This window comes from Betaproteobacteria bacterium, assembly GCA_016720065.1.
Classification (GTDB): Bacteria; Pseudomonadota; Gammaproteobacteria; order Burkholderiales; family Rhodocyclaceae; genus SSSZ01.
Genome location: JADJXY010000002.1, coordinates 2,709,220 through 2,729,903, shown reverse-complemented (window position 1 = coordinate 2,729,903; position 20,684 = coordinate 2,709,220). Strand labels below are relative to the sequence as shown.

The following is a 20,684-nucleotide window of genomic DNA, read 5'->3' as shown; positions in this document are numbered from 1 at the left end:
CCTTGGCCTGTGGTGGATCAGGCGCTGTGGCGGTTTTTCTCACTCAAGGCGCGGATCACGCCCTCGACGCCCCCATCCTTGGCCCGGGACGAAAACCAGTCTCGATAGTTGGTGACCAGACTGATGTTTTCCACCATCACGTCCACGACCTTCCAGCCGCTTTCGTTTCTGGCCATGCGGTAGTCGACGGCCAGCGGGCGGCGGCCCGGTTCGGTGACGGTCGTCCTCACGGTGGTTTCGTCACTGCTCGCAGGGGGCGAAGCCTGGACCGCCACCTTGGCGGCACCGTGATTGGCGGCACCCAGGGATTGGGTATAACTGCGGACCAGCAGGCGCTGGAATTCGACGACCAGTTGCTCCTGCTGTTCCGGCGTTGCCTGGGTCCAGATGCGGCCGGCGGCCAGTTGGGTCATGCGGCGGAAGTCGAAGTGCGGAACGACCTTTGATTGGGCGATCTGGCGCAGGGCGGCAGGCTCCGGATTGCTGGCAATCGCGGCCAGCACATCCTGAGTCGTCTCCCGGACGACCGCATCGGGCGTCACGTCTGCAGCTCCCGCGGCGCCGGCGATGGCGAGCGCACTCACCACGAGGAACTTGCGGATGTTTCGATTGAATCGCAGATGTCGCTTCTCGGTCATGATGAATCCTCCATGCAAGGCCGGGCAGAGGGCCTGGCCGAAGGCTCACTTTAGTCCCGAGCGGAGGGGGGCCGGGTAATGAACCGTAACAGCAAGTAAGCCACGCCAGGAGCGGGTTCCAGGGCAATCTTCCGGAACCGTCGGTGCTGCGGACGACGGGTGTGTCGCAGCTTCCCGCCGAGGAATCAAGGTTGAATCTGGTGGGAGGCCGGCTCAGTGAGGTCGCTTTTGCGCGCCGAAGGGGCGCGGGGGGCGAGCCGGCCTCGGACGGTGATACCAGGCCGCCGCCAGGAGAACGGGGGCTGTCGCCAGACTGGCCATCCACAGGGGCGCCAGGGTGGCTTGGAGCCCATCGGCAGGCCCACCGGCGACCAAGGCAATCTGATGGGCGAGCCAGAACAGGGAACCTGCAAGGGCGAGGAACATGCCCCAGCCGCCGAAGAGCCGGGCCGAGGACTCCTGCTCGCAGCAGTCGGCTTCCGGCTTCCAGGGCAGGCTTCCCGCCAGGGCGCCGCCCAGGCGCTTGGCCGCCGACCACACCAGACCGACGAGAAGCCCGAACCAGAAGGCGACTTCGAGCAGATGGGGCCAATGGGCCTTCATGAAGCCGTAGCCGTCAGGGTCTTCGGCCCGCCCGGGGAGCAGCGTGATGGCTGCGCCACAGGCCACCGCCACGACGAGGGCCGTGACGACTGCCCCGCGCAGTTGGCCCGTCCAGTAGTGGAATTCCGCCTCCACATCGGTATTGAGCGGCAGTCGGTCGAGGAGCTTGTGCATGGGGACTCCTGGCGCAGAAGAATTCCCGAGAGATGCTTTCGGCCCGCCCGGAGCCTGCCCTGACCCCAGTGCGTGGCAAGGGGGGGCCGGTGCTTCCTGCACGGCGGGAACCCGGTAGACCGGCGATAGCGCCGGGCGTTCGCAGCGCGGGCGGCTGCGCGTCAGCCGCCCTTGCGTCGGGCCCGGGGGTGGGCGGCGTCGTAGACCTTGGCCAGGTGCTGGAAGTCGAGGTGGGTATAGACCTGGGTCGAGGCGATGCTGGCGTGGCCCAGCATTTCCTGCACCGCCCGCAGATCGCCCGACGATTGCAGAACGTGGGAGGCGAAGGAGTGGCGCAGCATGTGGGGATGGACGTGGCGTGGCAGGCCTGCCTGCCGGGCGTGGTGTTCCAGACGTTCCTCGACCACCCGGGGATGGATGCGGCGGCCGCGCCGGCCCACGAACAGGGCGGCCTCGTCCGCGCCCGCCACGGTGTCGCGCAGCATGCGCCAGGCCAGCAGCGCCTCCCGGGCCTGGCGGCCGACCGGGACGATGCGGGTCTTGCCCCGCTTGCCGGTGACGCGGACTTCATCTTCGGCCAGCATGAGCTCCAGGTCGCGCCATTGCAGCCCGACCAGTTCCGCCAGGCGCAGGCCGGAGGAGTAGAAGAGTTCGAACATGGCACGGTCCCGCGCCTGGATGGCCGGGTCGTCGTCCTGCCCCGGTTCTTCGAGGAGCCGGGCAGCTTCGTCGGCCGAAAGCGCCTTGGGCAGCCGCTTGGGCGAGCGCGGCGGCTTGACGCCATCGCAGGGGTTGCCCACGACCTCCCCCCGCCGGCCAAGCCAGGCGAAGAAGCCGCGCCAGGCGGAGAGATGGCGGGCAAGGGAACGCCCGGCCAGACCGGCGCCGTGCAATTGGGCCAGGAACTGCCGCACCTGATGGCCGCCCAGGCGTTGCAGCGGAGTCTCTCCCGCCAGGTTCAGCAGTTTTTCCAGGTCGCGGCGGTAGGCGGCGACGGTGTGGGGCGACTGCCGCCGTTGCTCGGCCAGTTCGGCCAGGTAGGCGGCGACGGCGGCCGTGACGGTCACGGCAGGGGAGCGGCTTCCTGGGGAGCGGCAACCCGGGCCAGGGCGGCGGAAACCAGCTCGCCCAGGCGTTCCAGGTAGAGGGTGCCCATGTCGGCGAAGAAGCGCTGGGGGTCTTCGCTGCCCAGGGCGATAAGGCCGATGGTGCCGCCGCCGTTGCGCAGCGCGACGAGGGCCTGGGAGCGGATGTGGCCGGCGTGGTCGCCGAACCACGCCGCGGTGCCGAAGCCGGCAGTACCCCCGCAGTAGGGCCGGGCCAGCCCCTCGGCGAAGGCCTGGAGTTCCTCCCCCACGGCGGCGAACTCCGGCAGGTCGTCGATGCCTTCCGGCTTGTCCCAGAGGCGCAGGGCCACATGGGGAATGGAGAAGTCGTCGCGCAGATGGAAGTTGAGCAGGTGGATGACCGCCTGGAAGGTCTCGGCAGCGATGAGGGCGACGGCCAGGCGATGCACCTTTTCGCTGATGGCGTCGTTTTCTTCGCCGAAGGCGATCAGCTCGGCCAGCTTGTTCTCCACCTGACGGTTGGTCTCGCGCATCACCAGCATCTGCCGCTCGTTGAGCGAAATGGCCCGGCCCCCGTGGGGATGAGGAACGTAAAGCTGGGCGAGCAACTGGGCGTTCTGGTCGAAGAAGGCCGGGTTGGCCTGGAGGAAGCGCACCACCTCGTCGGCGGAAAGCAGGGAATTCATAGATCGATTTCTCCGGTAAAGACGGGGGTCGCGGGGCCGGTCATCAGCACCGGCTGGCCGGGGCCGCCCCAGGCGATGCAGAGGTCGCCACCCCGCGTGGTGATGCGCACAGGGGAGTCCAGTAAGCCGCGGCGGATGCCGGCCACGGCGGCGGCACAGGCGCCCGTGCCGCAGGCCAGTGTTTCTCCCGAGCCGCGCTCGAAGACGCGCAACCGGGCGCTGTTGCGGTCGAGCACTTGCAGGAAGCCGGCATTGACCCTTTGGGGAAAGCGCGGGTGGCGCTCGATGAGCGGCCCCTCCGCGCCCACGGGGGCGGTATCCACATCCGCCACCACCTGTACGGCATGGGGATTGCCCATGGAGACGACACTGATGTCCACCCTGCGGCCGGCCACGTCCAGGGGCTGGACGACGGCGTCGGAATCGCTCACGAAGGGGATGTCGGCGGGGGCGAAACGGGGGATGCCCATATCGACGGTGACCTCGCCGTTGTCCTCCAGGCGTGGCCCGATGACGCCGTTCCTGGTCTCCACCCGGATTTCCCGCTTGCCGGTCAGGCCTGCGTCGTGGACGAAGCGCACGAAGCAACGGGCGCCGTTGCCACACTGCTCGACTTCGCCGCCGTCGGCGTTGAAGATGCGGTAGCGGAAATCGATCCCGGGAGCGCTGGGGGCTTCCACCAACAGAATCTGGTCGCAGCCCACGCCGAAATGGCGGTCGGCCAGGAAGCGCAATTGCTCGGGCGTCAGGTCGATGCGCTGGCGGACGCCGTCCAGAACGACAAAGTCATTGCCCAGCCCGTGCATCTTGGTGAATTTCAGCTTCACTGCAACCCCACTAACGATTGCAAAAATGATAACAGAGACATGGTGTTATCTCAAATTTCGGAGAAATTGGATGAAATTTTGAAACAGGGCCCGGGCCAGCATCTGTCCTTCACCTCAAAGACGTTTTTCCATCACGTAGTCGTCCATGACGTAACCGCCGCCGATGTCGTCCACCGTGCTGGTGCGCACCTCGAAGCCGTACTTGCGGTAGGAGGCGATGGCCCGGGCGTTGCGCTTATTCACCTGCAGGATGAGGCAGGGGTAGCCCTGATTGCGGGCCCGGGCGGCGACGTGGGTGATGAGCTGCCCGCCCACGCCTTGGCGCTGGGCATCGGGATGGATGTAGAGCTTGTCCAGCTTGAATTCGCCATTGAACAGCTCGCTGAAGGCGAAGCCGACCCGGCGGCCGGCGTGGAAGGCCTGGTCGAGCCACTTGTGGGCGTCTTCCAGATCGTCGTAAAGGCGCTCGTGGCCGTAACGCTGCTCCAGCATGAAGTCGATCTGCTCCTGGGTGATGATTCCGGGATAGCTTGCCTGCCAGATTTCCCGGGCCAGGGCGGCGATGGCCGGCACGTCGGGATAGGTTACCGGCCGGATGTCTACGCTAAGGGCACTCATGATGGTCCTCTGTTCTCCTGCCGGTCTTGTGGTGGCGTGCGCTACCGCCCCGGAAGCGGCCCGGCTTTCCCGCTTCCTGACGTTTCCTCGGCGCTGCAAACCGTCGCCGCGCGCCGCAAAACCCGCGCATTGTCCCATGCTGGCCGCAGTCCTTCGAGCCTCCGGGAGCGGGGCGGCTTATTCCCCGGCTTGCGGCGTTGGGGGCGCTTCGGCCCCCGAGGGCCGCTTGTAGCGGTTGTAGCCCCACAGGTACTGCGCCGGGCACTGCCGAATGAGGTGCTCGATTTCGTGGTTGATGGCCGCAGCCCGCGCCACGGTATCGCCCGCCAGGACCCGTTGCGGGGCGCTGAAGTGGATACGGTAGCCCTGCCCACCGGGCAGGCGCTCGCCCCAGGTCATCAACACCGTGGCCCCCGTTTCGGAAAGGCGCGCCGCCAGCGTCATGGTGTAGGCCGGACGACCGAAGAAATCGAGCCAGACGCCCTCGCCGGTCTTGGGGGCCTGATCGGGCAGGATGCCGACCGACTGCCCCTTGCGCAGGGCCTTGATGAGCGCCCGCACGCCGGAAAGGTCGGCGGGCGCGAGGTGCAGATTGCTGCGCCGCCGGCCGGTCTCGATGAGCTCTTGCAAGGCGGCCTGACGCGGCGGGCGATAGAGCACGGTGATGTCGCCCAGAGACGAAAGGTATTGGGCGGTGATCTCGAAGCAACCCAGGTGGGGGGTAAGGTAGAGCACGCCCTTGCCGGCGGCCATGGCCTCCTGGACCAGGGTCAGGCCCACGACCTCGGTCACCTGGGCGTTGGCTTCCTCCAGGGTGCGCAACCAGATGCGGGAAAGCTCCAGGGCCTGCTTGCCTGCCTCCGCCGCCACCGGCAGCGCGAGGTCGCCGCCCAGCCCGGCCTGGGCGAGATTGGCCTTGAGATGGCGCCGGTAAGTGGGGGAAAGCCAGTAGGTCAGGCGCCCGAGCACGCCCCCGAGGGCATGGACCCACCCGAGGGGCAGCCGGCTCAGGAGGCGAAACAGGAAGATCATGGAACCGGGGTTTGCAACGGGCGGGGAAAAGGCTAGCATTATCGGATCGCCGAGTTAAACAGACAACTTGCGGGGCGATTCAGAAATTCTGCTAAAGCGTCGCCAGCTCGTGGTCCGAAGCCGGTAACGCCGGATAACAGGACCGCTGGAGCTTCAAGTGAGCGAATACTTCTTCACTTCCGAATCCGTTGGCGAAGGGCATCCCGACAAGGTCGCCGACCAGATTTCCGACGCCATCCTGGACGCCATCCTGGCCCAGGACAAGCATTCCCGCGTCGCCGCCGAAACCCTGTGCAACACCGGCCTGGTGGTTCTGGCCGGCGAAATCACCACGGCGGCCAATGTGGATTACATCCAGGTGGCCCGCGACACCATCAAGCGCATCGGCTACGACAATACCGAGTACGGCATCGACTACAAGGGCTGCGCCGTCCTGGTGGCCTACGACAAGCAGAGCCCGGACATCGCCCAGGGCGTGAACAAGGCCTACGACGACAACCTCGGCCAGGGCGCCGGCGACCAGGGCCTCATGTTCGGCTACGCCTGCGACGAAACCCCGGTGCTGATGCCCCTGCCCATCCACCTCTCGCACCGCCTGGTTGAGCGCCAGGCCATGCTGCGCAAGGACGGCCGCCTGCCCTGGGCACGTCCCGACGCCAAGTCCCAGGTCACCATCAAGTACGTCGACGGCAAGCCCCACAGCATCGATACCGTCGTCCTCTCCACCCAGCATTCCCCGGACATCAGCCTGGAAGACCTGCGCGAAGCCACCATCGAGGAAATCATCAAGCCGGTGCTGCCCAAGGAACTGATCAAGGGCGACATCAAATATTTGGTCAACCCCACCGGCCGCTTCGTCGTCGGCGGCCCCCAGGGCGACTGCGGCCTCACCGGGCGCAAGATCATCGTCGACACCTACGGCGGGGCCGCCCCCCACGGCGGCGGCGCCTTCTCCGGCAAGGATCCCTCCAAGGTGGACCGTTCCGCCGCCTACGCCGGCCGCTACGTGGCCAAGAACGTCGTCGCCGCCGGCCTCGCCTCCCGCTGCCTGGTGCAGGTCTCCTACGCCATCGGCGTCGCCGAGCCGACCTCGGTCATGGTGGAAACCTTTGGCACCGGCAAGGTCAGCAACGAAACCCTCACCGCGCTGATCCGCAAGCACTTCGACCTGCGCCCCAAGGGCATCGTCAACATGCTGGACCTGCTCCGCCCCATCTACCAAAAAACCGCCGCCTACGGCCACTTCGGCCGCGACGAACCGGAGTTCAGTTGGGAAGCGACGGATCGCGCGGCGTTGCTACGCAACGACGCCGGGCTGTAAGCAAAGCGTACAGCCCGCCCGCACGCGGCGACCCTTCGCTGGGTGAAGGCTAACCGGTCCGCAGCGCGGGCCGGTTAAGGTGCGCAGCACCGGCCGGAGCCAAAGCACGGATCGCGCGGCGTTGCTGCGCAACGACGCCGGGCGGTAGGCAAGCGTGCGCAGCCGTCGGCGCAGGGCCCCAACTCGCGCCGAATCCAATGGGGAGCCAGCCGGCTCCCCTTTTCGCTAAAATCCCGCCCCATGCTCAAAAAAATCCGTGTCGCCGACCTCAAGCTAGGCATGCACCTGCATGCCTTCTGCGGGGCCTGGCTTGAACATCCTTTCTGGCGCACCAAGTTCGTTCTCAAGGATCCCCGCGACCTCGCGCTGATCCGCGAGAGCACCATCCAGGAACTCTGGATCGATTCGTCCAAAGGCCTGGACGTGGAGCCGGCCAAGACGGTCGAGACCAGCGTGGAAGCGCCGCCGCAGCCGGAACCCGAAGTCCTGCCCGCGAAGGCCAGCTTTCAGGACGAAGTGAAGCGGGCCGCCAAGATTTGCGCCAAATCCAAGGAAGCCGTGGTGTCCATGTTTCAGGAAGTGCGCATGGGCAAGGCCATCGATGCGGATCAGGCCCAGGGACTGGTGGAGGAAATCTCCAATTCCGTCATGCGCAACCCCGGTGCCCTCATCAGCCTGGCTCGTCTCAAGACTGCCGACGACTACACCTACATGCATTCCGTGGCGGTGTGCGCCCTGATGATCGCCCTGGCCCGCCAATTGGGCCTGGACGACCACGACACCCGCCAGGCGGGCATGGCAGGTCTGCTCCACGATCTGGGCAAAGCCCTCATGCCGCCCGAAATCCTCAACAAGCCGGGCAAGCTGACCGACGAGGAATTCGCCATCATCAAGACCCACCCGGCGGAAGGCCACAAGCTGCTGCTGGAGGGCGAAGGGGTGAGCGAAATCATGAAGGACGTCTGCCTGCACCACCACGAGAAAGTGGACGGCAGCGGTTACCCCGAGCGCCTCAATGGCGAAACCATGAGCCTCTTCGCCAAAATGGGCGCCGTGTGCGACGTGTACGACGCGGTGACCTCGAACCGCCCCTACAAGGCAGGCTGGGATCCGGCCGAGTCGATCAAGCGCATGGCCGAGTGGCAGGGGCATTTCGACCCGGCGGTGTTCCAGGCCTTCGTGAAGAGCCTGGGCATCTACCCCATCGGTTCCCTGGTGCGGCTGCATTCGGGCCGGCTGGGCGTTGTCGTCGAACAGAGCGAAAAGTCGCTTCTGGTCCCCAAGGTCAAGGTCTTTTACTCCACCAAATCCCGCGCCTACATCAAGCCCGAACTCCTCGACCTCTCTCGTCCCGGCGCCCTCGACAAGATCGTCGGCCGCGAGAACGCCAGCCCGCTGGGGCCTCAAGGATATCGACCAGTACTGGGTGGGATAGTCCCCCCGGGCCGACTGCGGGCTGTCCATCGCCCCTCGAAGTCCTTATAATCAATCTCCTACCGAGGAGCGCTGCAAGGGCGATTGCCCTCAGGCTCGGTTTTAAACGGCGCTCATTCGACCAACCCGTGCCGGCACGGGAAGGTGGATGAGCTTGGCAGGCCCTCGACGCACCTGCCCCCGCTCCCCCTTTCCCCCCGGCCACCCGTTTGAGGAGTTCCCATGAACACCGTGGCTGAGTTCAACGACTATGTCATCGCCGATCTTTCCCTTGCCGATTGGGGCCGCAAGGAGATCAAGATCGCGGAAACCGAAATGCCGGGCCTGATGGCCATCCGCGAAGAATTCGCCAAGACCCGGCCCTTGAAGGGCGCCCGCATCACCGGCTCCCTGCACATGACCATCCAGACCGCCGTGCTGATCGAGACCCTGACCGCCCTCGGCGCCGAAGTGCGCTGGGCCTCGTGCAACATCTTCTCGACCCAGGACCATGCCGCCGCCGCCATAGCAGCTGCCGGCATCCCGGTCTTCGCCGTCAAGGGCGAATCCCTGCCCGATTACTGGGACTACACCCACCGCATCTTCGAGTGGGCCGACGGCGGCTTCTCCAACATGATCCTCGACGACGGCGGCGACGCCACCCTGCTGCTGCACCTGGGCGCCCGCGCCGAGAAGGATCTGTCGGTCCTCGACAACCCGGACAGCGAAGAAGCCACCGTCCTCTTCGCCAGCATCAAGGCCAAGCTGAAGACCGACCCCACCTGGTACTCGACCCGCCTCGCCCAGATCAAGGGCGTCACCGAGGAAACCACCACCGGCGTCCATCGCCTGTACCAGATGCACGAACGCGGCGAACTCAAGTTCCCGGCCATCAACGTGAACGACTCGGTGACCAAGTCCAAGTTCGACAACCTCTACGGCTGCCGCGAATCCCTGGTGGACGGCATCAAGCGCGCCACCGACGTCATGGTCGCCGGCAAGATCGCCGTCGTCTGCGGCTACGGCGACGTGGGCAAGGGTTCCGCCCAGGCCCTGCGCGCCCTTTCGGCCCAGGTGTGGATCACCGAAATCGACCCCATCTGCGCCCTGCAGGCCGCCATGGAAGGCTACCGCGTGGTGACCATGGACTACGCCGCCGACAAGGCCGACATCTTCGTCACCGCCACCGGCAACTTCCACGTCATCGACCGCCACCACCTAGTGAAGATGAAGCACAACGCCATCGTCTGCAACATCGGCCACTTCGATTCCGAAATCAACGTCGCCTCCATCGAAGGCTACCCCTGGGAAGAGATCAAGCCCCAGGTGGACCACATCACCCTGCCCTCCGGCAACCGCATCATCCTGCTGGCCAAGGGCCGCCTGGTGAACCTCGGTTGCGGCACCGGCCACCCGTCCTACGTGATGAGCTCGTCCTTCGCCAACCAGACCATCGCCCAGATCGAGCTGTTCACCAAGACCGCCGACTATCCGGTGGGGGTCTACACGCTGCCCAAGCACCTCGACGAAAAGGTCGCCCGCCTGCAGCTCAAGACCCTGAACGCCCAACTGACGACGCTGACCGACGCCCAGGCCAAGTACATCGGCGTGCCGCTGAACGGTCCCTACAAGACCGACCACTACCGCTACTGATGCACCCGCCGGCCCCGCCCGGGGCCGGCCCAGCTTTCGAGAGGAGGCCCGCATGTTCAAGCTGCTTGCTGTCTGGGGCATCAACGCCCTGGCGCTGATCGCCCTGCCCTACGTGGTGCCCTCCATCTCGGTGGCAAGCTTCGGCACCGCCCTCTGGGTGGCCCTGGTGCTGGGGCTCATCAACACCCTGCTGCGGCCGCTGCTCATTCTCCTCACCCTGCCGGTGACGCTGCTCACCCTCGGGCTCTTCATCTTCGTCATCAACGCCCTGCTCTTCCAGTTGGTGGGGCATCTGATGGAGGGCTTCCACGTCGGCGGCTTTTGGTCGGCCTTCTTCGGCTCCATCGTCTATAGCCTGATTTCCTGGATACTTTCCACCCTGCTCCTCTCCCGCAAGGACGACTGAGGATGCGCGCCGATCAGCTCCTCGTGGCCAGCGGCCTGGCCGCCTCCCGCACCGCGGCCCAGCGGCTCATCGCCGCCGGCCGCGTGCGCTGGGACGGTCAGGCCGTCAAGCCGGCCCAGGAGCTGCCCTGCGACGACCATCTGGAGGTCATCGCCGACCCCGCCGACAGCTACGTCTCCCGGGGCGGCCTCAAGCTGGCCGGCGCCCTGGCCGCAACCGGGCTCGCCGCGGCCGGCAAGACCTGTCTCGATGTCGGCCAATCCACCGGCGGCTTCACCGACTGCCTGCTCCAGGCCGGCGCCACCCGCGTCGTGGGCGTGGATGTGGGCCACGGACAACTGCACCCCGGCTTGGCGGGCGACCCTCGCGTCACCGCCTTCGAAGGCATCAACTGCCGCGCCCTGGCCGCCGCCGACCTGGGCGATGCCCTGCCGCCGCCCGGCTTCCATCTCATCGTCGGCGACCTTTCCTTCATTTCCCTGACCCTGGTGCTGCCCCAACTGCCGCCCCTTCTTGCCACCGGCGGCGACCTGCTGCTCCTGGTCAAACCCCAGTTCGAGGTCGGTCCCGATGGCCTCGGCAAGGGGGGCATCGTGCGCGACCCGGCGCGCTACGCCGAAGTCGAGTCCAAGCTGCGCCGCGCTGCCGCCGCGCTGGGCCTCACCGTCCGCGCCTGGCTCGACAGTGCCATCCTGGGCGGCGACGGCAATCGCGAATTTTTCATTCATGCCGTGCACAGTGAATCGCGGGGAACCCGTCTCCCCTGACCGACCTCCTTCCCCCTTCTTTCCTCTCCCTTCCCAAGATGCCCAAACTCTCCATCGAATTCTTCCCACCCGGAACCCCAGAGGGTGTCGACAAACTGCGCGTCGTCCGCGCCAGGCTCGCCGAGCTGAAGCCGGCCTTCTTTTCCGTCACCTTCGGCGCCCGCGGCTCGACCCGGGAGCGTACCTTCGCCGTGGTCAAGGAAATCGCCGCCGAGGGCTTCGACGCGGCGCCGCACCTTTCCTGCATCGGCTCCACCCGGGAGAACGTCCGGGAAATCCTGGCCGAGTACAAGGCTGCCGGTATCCGCCGCATCGTCGCCCTGCGCGGCGACCTCCCTTCAGGGATGGCCGAGGCCGGTGAATTCCGCTACGCCAACGAACTGGTGGAATTCATCCGTGCCGAAACCGGCGACCATTTCAGTCTGGAGGTGGCCGCCTACCCGGAATGGCACCCCCAGGCCCGCACGCCCCGGGAAGACCTGCACAATTTCGTGCGCAAGGTCAAAGCGGGCGCCAACTCGGCCATCACCCAATATTTCTACAATGCCGACGCCTACTTCCATTTTGTGGACGAGGTCCGGGCGGCAGGGGTCGATCTCCCCATCGTGCCAGGCATCATGCCCATCGGCAGCTTCTCCAAGCTGGCCCGTTTCTCGGATGCCTGCGGCGCCGAGATCCCCCGCTGGATGCGCCGCAAGTTCGAAAGCTTTGGCGACGACGCCGACTCCATCCGCGCCTTCGGTCTGGACTTGGTCAGCGAGCTATGTGAGCGCTTGCTCACAGGCGGCGCACCCGGCCTGCATTTCTACTGTATGAACCAGTCCGAATTGACTAGGGAAATCTGCCGCCGACTGGCATAGAATAGCCGCATCCCTACCCTCCTTTCGGGGGCTGCTCCCATGTCCGACCCCACCCTTCCCGCTGCGCCCGGGGACCGGGCCTACGCCCCGGCGGGGTGGTTGCGCTTGTTGCCGGGCGCATTTCTCGTTGCCGGCTTGGCGACCACCGGGCTGGTCTGGTGGAACGCACGCAGCGACGGCGGCGCCGCCCTGCATAGGGAATTCGAGGCCCAGGCCACCACGGTGGCGCGGGAACTGGAAGGCCGCCTCCAGGACACCAGTGAGCTTCTGCGCGGCGTCGTCGGACTATTCGCCGCCAGCCCGGAGTTGGATCGCCGGGGCTTCAAGTCCTTCGCCGAGGCTCAGAACGGTGCCCTGCACGCACCGGGGCTCCAGGGCATCGGCTTTGCGGTGCCGCTATCCTCGAGCGACGGGGCCGTCCCCGCCGAAGCCGGCCCCCCATCGGCCGCTCCCGCCGTCGCGGTGTACCCCCCGGGGCAGCGCCCTGCCTATGCGCCCATCACCCACCTGGCCCCCCAGGGTCCGGCCAGCGCGTCCCTGCTGGGCTACGACCTGTTGGTGGAGCCGGCCCTGCAGGAGAGCCTGACTCTGGCGCGGGAGCAAGGCCGCGCGGTCCTGTCGCCCCCCATCACGCTGCGCTTTCAGGCGGGTGGTGGCGACGACATGGGATTCGTTCTCGTAGCACCGGCCTTCCGCAGCGCCGCCGAGGGCGACGCCAGCGGGTCGCGCTTCGTCGGCTGGGCCTTCGTCCGGCTTGCCGCCCGTCCGCTGCTTGTCGACGCCCTCACGCGGGCCTACGGCGACGCAGCACCCCTCCTGCGCATGCGCGTCTTCGACGGCCGCGGCGCCGATGGCGAGCACCTGTTTTTCGACTCCCTCGACGCTGCGCCCGGCCGCACGCTTACTCCCCTGCGCAGCACACGGCTGGTCGAACTTGCCGGCCAGGCCTGGACGGTGGAATTCGAGGCGCTGCCCGGCTTCGCGGCCGGGGTGCAGCATGGGCAGGGCTGGCGCGTCCTGGCCGGCGGCATCCTGCTCAGCGTGGTGCTTGCCATCCTGGCCCGCATTCTGGTCGGCAATCACCGGCGCGTCGCGGCCGCCCTGGCCCAGACGGCCCAGGCCAACCAGGAATTGCACGAGAGCCGGCGGCGCTTCCGCATCCTGGCCAACTCGGTTCCCGTCCTGATCTGGGTTTCGGATGCCACTGGAACACGCAACTGGTTCGGCCAGCAGTGGGTCGACTTCACCGGCTGCGACCCCAACGCCAACGGGCCGTACACCTGGTCCGATTTCATCCACCCGGAGGACCGCGAGGCCATCCTCGCCCGCATTGCCGAGGCCTCGTGCAGCGGAGAGGGCTTCAGCCTCGAATACCGCCTCGCCAACATCGACGGCAGCTTCCACTGGGTGATGGATTCGGCGACCCCCCGCTTCAGCGACCGGGGGGAGCTGGCCGGCTACATCGGTTCCTGCGTCGACATCCACGACCGCAAACTGGCCGAGGCGGGGTTGCACGAGCGCGAGGCGCTGCTGCGCTCCATTTACGACGCCTCCAGCGCCGCCATCTTCCTCGTCGATCTGGCCGGACGCATCACCCACGCCAACCATCGCATGAGCGAGCTGTTCGGCCGTCCCATGGACGATCTGATCGGCAGCGACTACATCAGCCTCATCGCCCCACCGGAAAGGGAAAGCGCCAGCCGCCGCCTGAGCACCCTATTGGGAAGGGAGATGCCCTCGGTCAATCTGGAGCGGGTCTACTACCGGCAGGACAAGAGCCTGTTCTGGGGCCTGCTGACCGGTCGCCCCCTGCGCAACGGCAAGGGAGAGGTCAGCGGGCTGGTGGGCGTCATCGCCGACGTCACCGCCCGCAAGGAAGCCGAAGCCGGCATGGCCCTTGCGGCCCGCGTCTTCGAGGCCTGCCACGAGGGCATCTTCATTGCCGATGCCCAACGCCGCATCATTTCGGTCAACCCCGCGTTCAGCGCCATCTCCGGCTACAGTGCCGAAGAGTCTTTGGGCAGGGACATCGGCTTCCTCGCCTCCAAGCGGCACCCCGAGGCCTTCTTCGAGGCCATGATCCAGACCCTCGACACCATGGACCACTGGGAAGGCGAAGTATGGAACCGCCACCACGAAGGCGCCATCTACCCCGCCTGGCTGGCCATCACCCGCATCGCCGGCAGCGACGGCCAGACCTCCAATTTCGTCGCCATCTTCACCGACATTTCAGAACGCAAGAAGTCCGAGGCCAAAATGCACCACCTGGCCCACTACGACTACCTGACCGACCTGCCCAACCGCGCACTGCTCATCGAGCGCCTCGCCCTCATCCACTCCACGGCGCGCCGCTACGGCAAGGGATTCGCGGTCCTCTTCGCCGACCTCGATCTCTTCAAGCGGGTCAATGACGACTACGGCCACAACGTCGGCGACGCCCTGCTGATCGAAGTCGCTCACCGTTTGAAAGCCATCACCCGGGATTCCGACACCGTCTCCCGCCAGGGCGGCGACGAATTCGTCATCCTGGTCCCCGAGCTCAACGAACCCGTCAAGCTGCTGGAACTGGCCGAAAAGCTGCGCAACGTTATTTCCAGTCCCTACGAGATCCAGGGCCACCGGCTCACGGTGGCGGTAAGCCTGGGGATTGCCATCTACCCGCGGGACGGCGAGACCGTGGACGACATCATGCGCGCCGCCGACTCCGCCATGTACCGCGCCAAGAACGCCGGCCACAACAAGATTCGCTTCGCCAACGGAGATCAAAACGGACAACCCGGCGTCAGCGAACCCGAACCCATCCGCCCCCTCTACGTGGTCTCCCGCGGGCGACAGTAGCAGCGCCCGACAACAGTACTCTGGCATCTACCGGCCGATCCCCGAACGGAACGCGTGGATCAGAAGGCGATTGCGCCTGCGCAACTGGAAACAATGGCGCTGGCCGCGCACGGTGGGGGCCGATTCTCTGCATCCTGATGCTGCAACATGTCCTACCCAAGGGGTTCCGGCGGGCGAGGAACTATGGGTTTCTACAACCGAACAAGAAGCGGCTGATGTTCTACGACGATAAGCACTCATCTGATGAAGACCGCTTTCTGTTGCTGGGCTTGAGCTCGGGCTCAAGATTGCTCCTCGTCGCGCACTGCGAACGGGATGCCGGTCACGTTATCCGGATCATTTCCGCTCGCAAGGCTACCAAACGTGAAAGCGCGTTTTACGGAAAATAGAAGCCATGAAAGACGAATACGACCTCACCAAAATGAAGTCTCGTAGGAACCCCTACGCATCAAAGCTCAAGACACCTGTCACCATGCGGCTTTCCGAAGACGTAGTCGCCTATTTCAAGCGCATGGCAGTCGATGCCGGGGTTCCCTACCAGAGCCTTATCAATCTCTATCTCCGCGACTGTGTTACGCAACATAGGCAGGTACAAATTACCTGGCCTAGCAAGCCCTAACGAGGCTGTAGAAAAACCCATTTTTCCAACCCCTGCCCCGCATTGGCAGGATTTTTTGCAGGCGGGTGGCGGCCGGTTGGAATCCGGGGTGAAGCGGTGGAAATGCTGATCGCGAGCCAGCGGCGGGGCCCGGAAGGCAGTGCTTGGGAGATTGGGGAGAAGTCACGCGGGCCGTTCATCGGCTGATCCTCATCCGGCGTACCCATGGTGGGCCAGCTTTTCGATGTTGTGGACCACGCAGTAGAGCTTCCACTGTCCATCCACCTTGGCGCGCCCCCGCAGGGTAAAAACGATCCATCCGCTTGTTGCCCCGCACGTTGCCGAACACCGGCTCCACGGTGGCGAAACGCCGGCCATAGCGGCGTCGGCCTTCCTCGCTGTCGATGGCCTGCTTCATCCGGTCGGTATGGCTCTCCGTGGCGCCGGGCGCCTTGCCCCGGAAGAAACAGACCTGTCGGACCAGGGTCTTCTCCGGGGTTCTCAGGCATCGCGCCCGCAGTTCGCAGGGCACGCAGTCCCGCTGGGCGCCGGTGAACTTGGTGGCAGGTGGCCGTTGTGGATGCAGTTCGACCCGTTCTGGTAAAGGGCCTTGCCCGCCGGGCAGAGGCAGGTGCCCGCCTCGGGGTCGTAGTCGAAATCGGCCGGCCGGAAGCGCTTGGCTGCTTTCGGCGGCTTGCCCTTGTCGTAGAGCGGATCAGGCTTGGCCCGGTGGCGGCCCTGGTCCTGGAAGCGCTCGTCCCGCTGGCGCATGCCGGCATCGGCGATGAGGGCCGGGACGGCGGCCTCGGCCAAGGCCTTCAGATTGGCCTCGCTGTGATAGCCGGCATCGGCGGTGATGAGCGTCTCCGGCGTACGCAGTGATCGGGTCGCCTCCACCACCGGCAGCAGCAATTCCTGCTCGGAACCGGTGCCGTGGGCCTGAGCATCGACGATGACCTGGGCCTGCGCATCCACCGCCGCCACCCCGGTATAACCCTGGATGACCCCCTTGCCGGTGGCCATCTTGGCGGACTCGTTGTCGGTTTGGTTGGAGAGCCGCACGGCGCCCTTGGCGCCGGTGCGACCCTTGGGGTGGGCAGTGAGCCATTCCCGGTTCTTCTTGGCCTCCGCCTGCAGCCGGGCCAGTTGCCGAGCCTCCCGGTCGGAAGGTCCGCCGTTGCCGCCGGCATCGGCCTCGCGGTGGCGATCCAGCATCTTCTTCGCCGCGGCCTCCATCTTCTCGGCCCGGCGCAGGAAATCCGCCCGGGTGCCGCTCCTCGTCTTGCTCGCGTTGCTGGGGAGCTTCACCCCATCGATGGCGAACATCTCCCGACCGATGAGTCCCTGGCGATCGCAGATGGTCAGCACCTGGGCGAAGAGTTGGGCGGCAGGTCGCCCAGATTGGCGACGAAGGCGGCCAGGGTGGTGAAATGGGGTTGGGAATCACCGGATAGCGCCATGAACACGACGTTCTCCCGGCAGGCCGCTTCGATCCGACGGGAGCCGACGATGCCCCGGCTGTAGGCGAGCAGCACGACCTTGAGGAGTACCGCTGGCGCATAGGCGCTGGCGCCGACTTCGTCGTTGCAATAGCGGGCTTCCAGGGCCGAGAGGTCAAGCTCGTGATCCACCAGGTAGTTCAGGGCATGCTCGAAGGTGCCGGGAACGAGTTGCTGGTCGAAATCGACCGGCAACAGTTTCAGCCCCTTATGCACCGGCTTGAATCGCGCCATTCCCGCCTCCACGAAATGCATTCGACATTGTGCGATTTTGCCAGGACTGGCAGCGGTTTGGGGGTTTTTCTACAGCCTCAACGTGGAGGTGAGGGGCTGCGCGGCATTATGCGCAGTCCCGCTCCAGCGGAGGGTTCGGCCGCATTTTCGCCCGAAGCTAACTGCGGTGAATCAACGTCTTCGCCAAACATGATTCGGTGGCCATCAGGCGTTGTGACCATGAACTCTCGCATTCCCCACGGCTTGCTTTCTGGAGCTGAGAATGACTTCAAGCCACGGTCGAGAAACTCTCTGTGAAGGCCATCAACCCCTTGGACCTCAATATATGCGAAGTACGAGTGGTCGTTGATCTGGCTAGCTGGAATTTCATTGGGGCAATGACCCAACATCAACTGAATTCCATCTCTTGATAGAAAACACCACCCATCGAATTCTGCGTTGATTGCAAACCCAAGATTTTCGCAATAGAAGGCGACAGAGGCCCGTAGATCCCTTACTGCCAACACGCTTCGCGCCTTCTTTAGTTCTGCCATGATTCCTCCTCGCGTATGCGTTGTGCGGCCGAACGTGCTAGCTAACCTGGAGACAACGGCGTGACGCAAAGCCCGCGCCACAGATAATGTATACCTGCACTGTGGCGCGGGCTTTGTGGCATGCCGTTGGCTCTCAGGTTGAGTGAGGGGTTAGGCGTCATCGGCGGTGCTGCTCAAGTGAGGTTGGCAATGATTGCAGCCACTCGGCGCGCGCGGGTGGTGGGCGACTTTCCCGCGTGCACATGCTCGGAGCTGGTGCGTCGGGAGTAGTCGGTGAGTGCGTTCCACTTTGCTTGGAGGACTGGCGAAGCTTGCAGGGCGTGTTCAAGCTCGGCCGGCAGCGCTGTGCTTGCCAACCAGAGCGTTACTTTCAGCTTGTCTCCGACTTCAATGCCGGCCTTCTTGCAAAAGGGCGCAGTGAACTCGACGAACCAGGGTGACCTTTCTTCGGCGTCCCACTTCTTGATGCTTCGTCGGCCAATGAGATTGTCGTTCACGGTCCCTTCGACGATCTCGGTGGCGCAAAGCCGGAGATCCTGTGCCTTGGCGCTTGGCACCACGAAGTAGACCGGAAGCTTTGGGTGCTTGCGTTCCAGTTCGGCGACGAAGGTGATGCGGGGTGAATTCATGACGCCTAACGTTGAAAATCACCGGACGCAGGCAAGCGCAGCTTGCCGGAGGTCCGGCGGATTGGAATGTTAGGCGTGGAGGCAGGACGGAAGCTGCCTTCGATTGAACGGCCTGTCGTGTCATGCAACGAGCGACACGAGCGCGTGAAGTTTGGCATTTGTGCCTATGGCCTAGACAAAGGGAGCAGGTTCATTGCTAGACCTGAGATGAGCATGAGAATAAAGGTGCCCGAGTAGGCTAACCCCCAAAAGCCACCGCGCTTTGCCAGACGAAAAACGACTTGGATGGCCGAACCGGACTCTTTTCTTAGTGCCCCTATGTTGCAAAGGATTACGGTCAAGTGTGCAAGCGCGAAGGTAATGAATGACCAGAAGCTGAATTCCTGCATGAGCGAACGCCTAACGTTCGAGATGAGGGGCTCGCGGAGGCAAGCGAAGCTTGCTGGAGCGAGTCCCTTCGATGGAGGGGTTAGAGCTATGCGCCAAAAGCCCCCCACAACAACACTAAGCTACCAACGATTGCGACTAGGCCAACTAAGAGACGTTGAACGCGCCGCATACCATCCGGCCCAAAGCTATATAACTGAACGATTGCTCGCTGCACTGGGCGAGATGCAAATGCACTTACCAATATAAGCGCGTAACTTGCAATGAAAGCCACGAGAGCCAAAACAGCCAAGATCGTCATGGACAGTAAAGTTGGTGGGCCGAAACCAACACCGGAGCCGCCAAAGATGGGAATACTGAAGCCGGCGGAGGAATCTTTCGCCAGATCAATTAGCCATCTGACGACCAGAAAACCGCAATAAGCAATCGGCAGCGCCGCAGACGGAAGAACTGAGGCAAGAAGTAGCTTTCGAATTGGTTGCGTAATCGTTCCTACGATTAGGCCACAGGCAATCTGCGCGATCAGCCAAACAAGTATTGCCCGATCGAGGCTTACAAAAAGTGCTTTAGGCAAAAGTATTCCTGCAATAAGCGCAACTAGGCACGCTGTTGCGACAGCCTCAATTCTCGTGTCAGGGAACGTGGTGGTCGAATCCATAGCTCTAACGTTATAGGTAAGGGGCGCTGCGCGAAGCTTTATCGCGCAGCGTCCAGCGGAGGCCGAAGGCCGGAGCGGCCTTGACCGCAGTGTTAGGAATCGTTTTTGTCGCGCACATGAATGCGAACCCAATCTTCGTGCTTTGAGATTTCAGTAAGCAGCACTTCGCCCGTTTCTGCCACGGCGGACTCTCTAAGCTCACTGATCTGACGAGTAAAGTGCTCAACGAACACTTCTTTCTCGGTGTACTGTTCGCCAAGAGCAAACTGAGTGAATGACCCGTCGGCGCGCCGGAATGAGATAAAGAGAAAGGGTTTTTGGGTGCCGGCAGACTGATCTCTTTTTGGTTTGACGTAGCGCTCATACGCTGCCCAGATTACCCCGGCGAAAGCGAGCAAATCTGCCGCCGTGCCTAAAATAGCTTGCCAGTCTAGGGCTGCCTTTAAACTGATGCCGGGTCGTGGCTTCGGACGAAACTGAAAGACCGCGAGGTTAGGCGTATCTCGCACAAGCGTTTCGAGAAACTCTTGCATTGGTGCATCGCGTCCGCAGTTTGCTAAAGCGCCGCCAACTATGAGTTCAGAGGGCATTGAGATTCCTAACGCATGAATTCACAGGCGCAGGCCGGCTTTATGGCCTGCGTCCTCGTGGAATGACGGGTTAGCCGTGCGCCCGATGAAGGCACGGCAACTGAAAAGGAAATGAACATGGAACTTCAACCGCACCAACAGCGAGTAGTGGATGAGAAAGCCGAACTTGATAAGAAGGCGCACGCACTCAGCGATTTCATTGGGAACAGCGACATTTTCCCGACGCTCGACGCGGCAGAGCAAGAGCGGCTGAAAGAGCAGAACGATGTGATGTGGCAATACTCCGAGATTCTCGGGGCGCGCATTGCGGCGTTTTGATTTCAGTGGCCGTCATCGGTGCGGACTGGTGACGGCTAACGCTGGCGTAACCAGCCTGCCGCACACGAAAGGAGATTGACACCATGACAACGCCTATTGCGGCAGGTCTGGTTGACGTAACTGTTGTGCGGCTGCGCTGCTGGTGGTTTGGCTGCGAGCCGCACCCGCAAGACCCAGCGCCGCCGGATGAGATTACGTGCATGCACTGCGGCCGGAATGTGCCCTACGGAGACATGGTTGGCGACACGATCCACAACCGGACGATGGACTGGCTGCGCTACTGGATGTGGCGGCGTTGGCTGCCGGAGAAGTGCCCAGCATGCGGAGCTCGATAT

Annotated in this window: 20 protein-coding genes, 2 pseudogenes and 1 riboswitch; of the genes and pseudogenes, 10 read left to right on the top strand and 12 right to left on the bottom strand. The window is 64.3% G+C overall.

What is annotated here, in order from left to right:
• Nucleotides 1-17: 17 nt before the first annotated feature.
• The 7 genes from IPM73_16025 to IPM73_15995 form a co-directional block, all read right to left on the bottom strand.
• Complete coding sequence (locus IPM73_16025) at nt 18-638, bottom strand: ABC transporter substrate-binding protein (GenBank protein MBK8919502.1); 621 nt, start codon at nt 636-638, stop codon at nt 18-20.
• Between the two features lie 213 nt (nt 639-851).
• Nucleotides 852-1,415 (bottom strand): hypothetical protein, encoded by a 564-nt coding sequence (locus IPM73_16020; GenBank protein ID MBK8919501.1) that lies wholly within the window; start codon nt 1,413-1,415, stop codon nt 852-854.
• Nucleotides 1,416-1,576: 161 nt separating this feature from the next.
• Nucleotides 1,577-2,482, bottom strand: coding sequence for a tyrosine recombinase XerC (gene xerC / locus IPM73_16015; GenBank protein ID MBK8919500.1), 906 nt, complete (start codon nt 2,480-2,482; stop codon nt 1,577-1,579).
• Nucleotides 2,479-3,168 carry a DUF484 family protein gene (locus IPM73_16010; GenBank protein MBK8919499.1) on the bottom strand — a complete coding sequence of 230 codons (690 nt, stop codon included), beginning with the start codon at nt 3,166-3,168 and terminating at the stop codon, nt 2,479-2,481. The genes xerC and IPM73_16010 overlap by 4 nt, the downstream gene beginning before the upstream one ends.
• Complete coding sequence (gene dapF, locus IPM73_16005; protein MBK8919498.1) at nt 3,165-3,995, bottom strand: diaminopimelate epimerase; 831 nt, start codon at nt 3,993-3,995, stop codon at nt 3,165-3,167. Before dapF ends, IPM73_16010 begins: the two co-directional genes overlap by 4 nt.
• A gap of 114 nt (nt 3,996-4,109) precedes the next feature.
• The gene (locus IPM73_16000) at nt 4,110-4,613 is read right to left on the bottom strand and encodes a GNAT family N-acetyltransferase (GenBank protein MBK8919497.1); all 504 of its coding nucleotides are present in this window, start codon (nt 4,611-4,613) and stop codon (nt 4,110-4,112) included.
• A gap of 177 nt (nt 4,614-4,790) precedes the next feature.
• Nucleotides 4,791-5,645 (bottom strand): lysophospholipid acyltransferase family protein, encoded by an 855-nt coding sequence (locus tag IPM73_15995; protein MBK8919496.1) that lies wholly within the window; start codon nt 5,643-5,645, stop codon nt 4,791-4,793.
• Nucleotides 5,646-5,802: 157 nt separating this feature from the next.
• Between IPM73_15995 and IPM73_15990 the strand changes: the two genes are divergently transcribed.
• The 9 genes and pseudogenes from IPM73_15990 to IPM73_15950 all read left to right on the top strand — a co-directional run bounded on the left by IPM73_15990 (nt 5,803) and on the right by IPM73_15950 (nt 15,522).
• Entirely contained in the window at nt 5,803-6,966 is a 1,164-nt protein-coding gene (locus IPM73_15990) for a methionine adenosyltransferase (GenBank protein ID MBK8919495.1), read from the top strand.
• Nucleotides 6,967-7,206: 240 nt separating this feature from the next.
• A pseudogene (locus tag IPM73_15985) lies at nt 7,207-8,401 on the top strand (HD-GYP domain-containing protein).
• Between the two features lie 57 nt (nt 8,402-8,458).
• Nucleotides 8,459-8,522, top strand: a riboswitch (S-adenosyl-L-homocysteine riboswitch).
• Between the two features lie 100 nt (nt 8,523-8,622).
• Nucleotides 8,623-10,032: an adenosylhomocysteinase gene (locus tag IPM73_15980; GenBank protein ID MBK8919494.1), complete on the top strand. Its 1,410-nt coding sequence runs from the start codon at nt 8,623-8,625 to the stop codon at nt 10,030-10,032.
• Between the two features lie 52 nt (nt 10,033-10,084).
• Entirely contained in the window at nt 10,085-10,438 is a 354-nt protein-coding gene (locus tag IPM73_15975; protein MBK8919493.1) for a phage holin family protein, read from the top strand.
• Nucleotides 10,439-10,440: 2 nt separating this feature from the next.
• Entirely contained in the window at nt 10,441-11,205 is a 765-nt protein-coding gene (locus IPM73_15970) for a TlyA family RNA methyltransferase (GenBank protein MBK8919492.1), read from the top strand.
• 38 nt (nt 11,206-11,243) lie between these two features.
• Nucleotides 11,244-12,065 (top strand): methylenetetrahydrofolate reductase [NAD(P)H], encoded by an 822-nt coding sequence (metF, locus tag IPM73_15965; protein MBK8919491.1) that lies wholly within the window; start codon nt 11,244-11,246, stop codon nt 12,063-12,065.
• A 39-nt stretch (nt 12,066-12,104) separates the two neighbouring features.
• On the top strand, nt 12,105-14,903 hold the full coding sequence (locus IPM73_15960) for a PAS domain S-box protein (protein MBK8919490.1): 2,799 nt from the start codon (nt 12,105-12,107) through the stop codon (nt 14,901-14,903).
• A 137-nt stretch (nt 14,904-15,040) separates the two neighbouring features.
• Nucleotides 15,041-15,292 carry a BrnT family toxin gene (locus tag IPM73_15955; protein ID MBK8919489.1) on the top strand — a complete coding sequence of 84 codons (252 nt, stop codon included), beginning with the start codon at nt 15,041-15,043 and terminating at the stop codon, nt 15,290-15,292.
• A gap of 5 nt (nt 15,293-15,297) precedes the next feature.
• Nucleotides 15,298-15,522: a BrnA antitoxin family protein gene (locus IPM73_15950; GenBank protein ID MBK8919488.1), complete on the top strand. Its 225-nt coding sequence runs from the start codon at nt 15,298-15,300 to the stop codon at nt 15,520-15,522.
• 189 nt (nt 15,523-15,711) lie between these two features.
• Here the strand turns inward: IPM73_15950 and IPM73_15945 are convergent.
• The 5 genes and pseudogenes from IPM73_15945 to IPM73_15925 form a co-directional block, all read right to left on the bottom strand.
• A pseudogene (locus tag IPM73_15945) lies at nt 15,712-17,234 on the bottom strand (IS1182 family transposase).
• Nucleotides 17,235-17,311: 77 nt separating this feature from the next.
• Nucleotides 17,312-17,767: a VOC family protein gene (locus tag IPM73_15940; protein ID MBK8919487.1), complete on the bottom strand. Its 456-nt coding sequence runs from the start codon at nt 17,765-17,767 to the stop codon at nt 17,312-17,314.
• A 173-nt stretch (nt 17,768-17,940) separates the two neighbouring features.
• Entirely contained in the window at nt 17,941-18,396 is a 456-nt protein-coding gene (locus IPM73_15935) for a YdeI/OmpD-associated family protein (protein MBK8919486.1), read from the bottom strand.
• Nucleotides 18,397-18,871: 475 nt separating this feature from the next.
• A complete protein-coding gene (locus IPM73_15930) occupies nt 18,872-19,441 on the bottom strand; it encodes a hypothetical protein (GenBank protein ID MBK8919485.1) in 570 nt (189 codons plus the stop codon).
• A gap of 92 nt (nt 19,442-19,533) precedes the next feature.
• Entirely contained in the window at nt 19,534-20,031 is a 498-nt protein-coding gene (locus tag IPM73_15925) for a hypothetical protein (protein ID MBK8919484.1), read from the bottom strand.
• Between the two features lie 117 nt (nt 20,032-20,148).
• On the opposite strand from IPM73_15925, the gene IPM73_15920 reads away from it, so the two are divergent.
• On the top strand, nt 20,149-20,349 hold the full coding sequence (locus tag IPM73_15920; GenBank protein MBK8919483.1) for a hypothetical protein: 201 nt from the start codon (nt 20,149-20,151) through the stop codon (nt 20,347-20,349).
• Nucleotides 20,350-20,684: the final 335 nt, after the last annotated feature.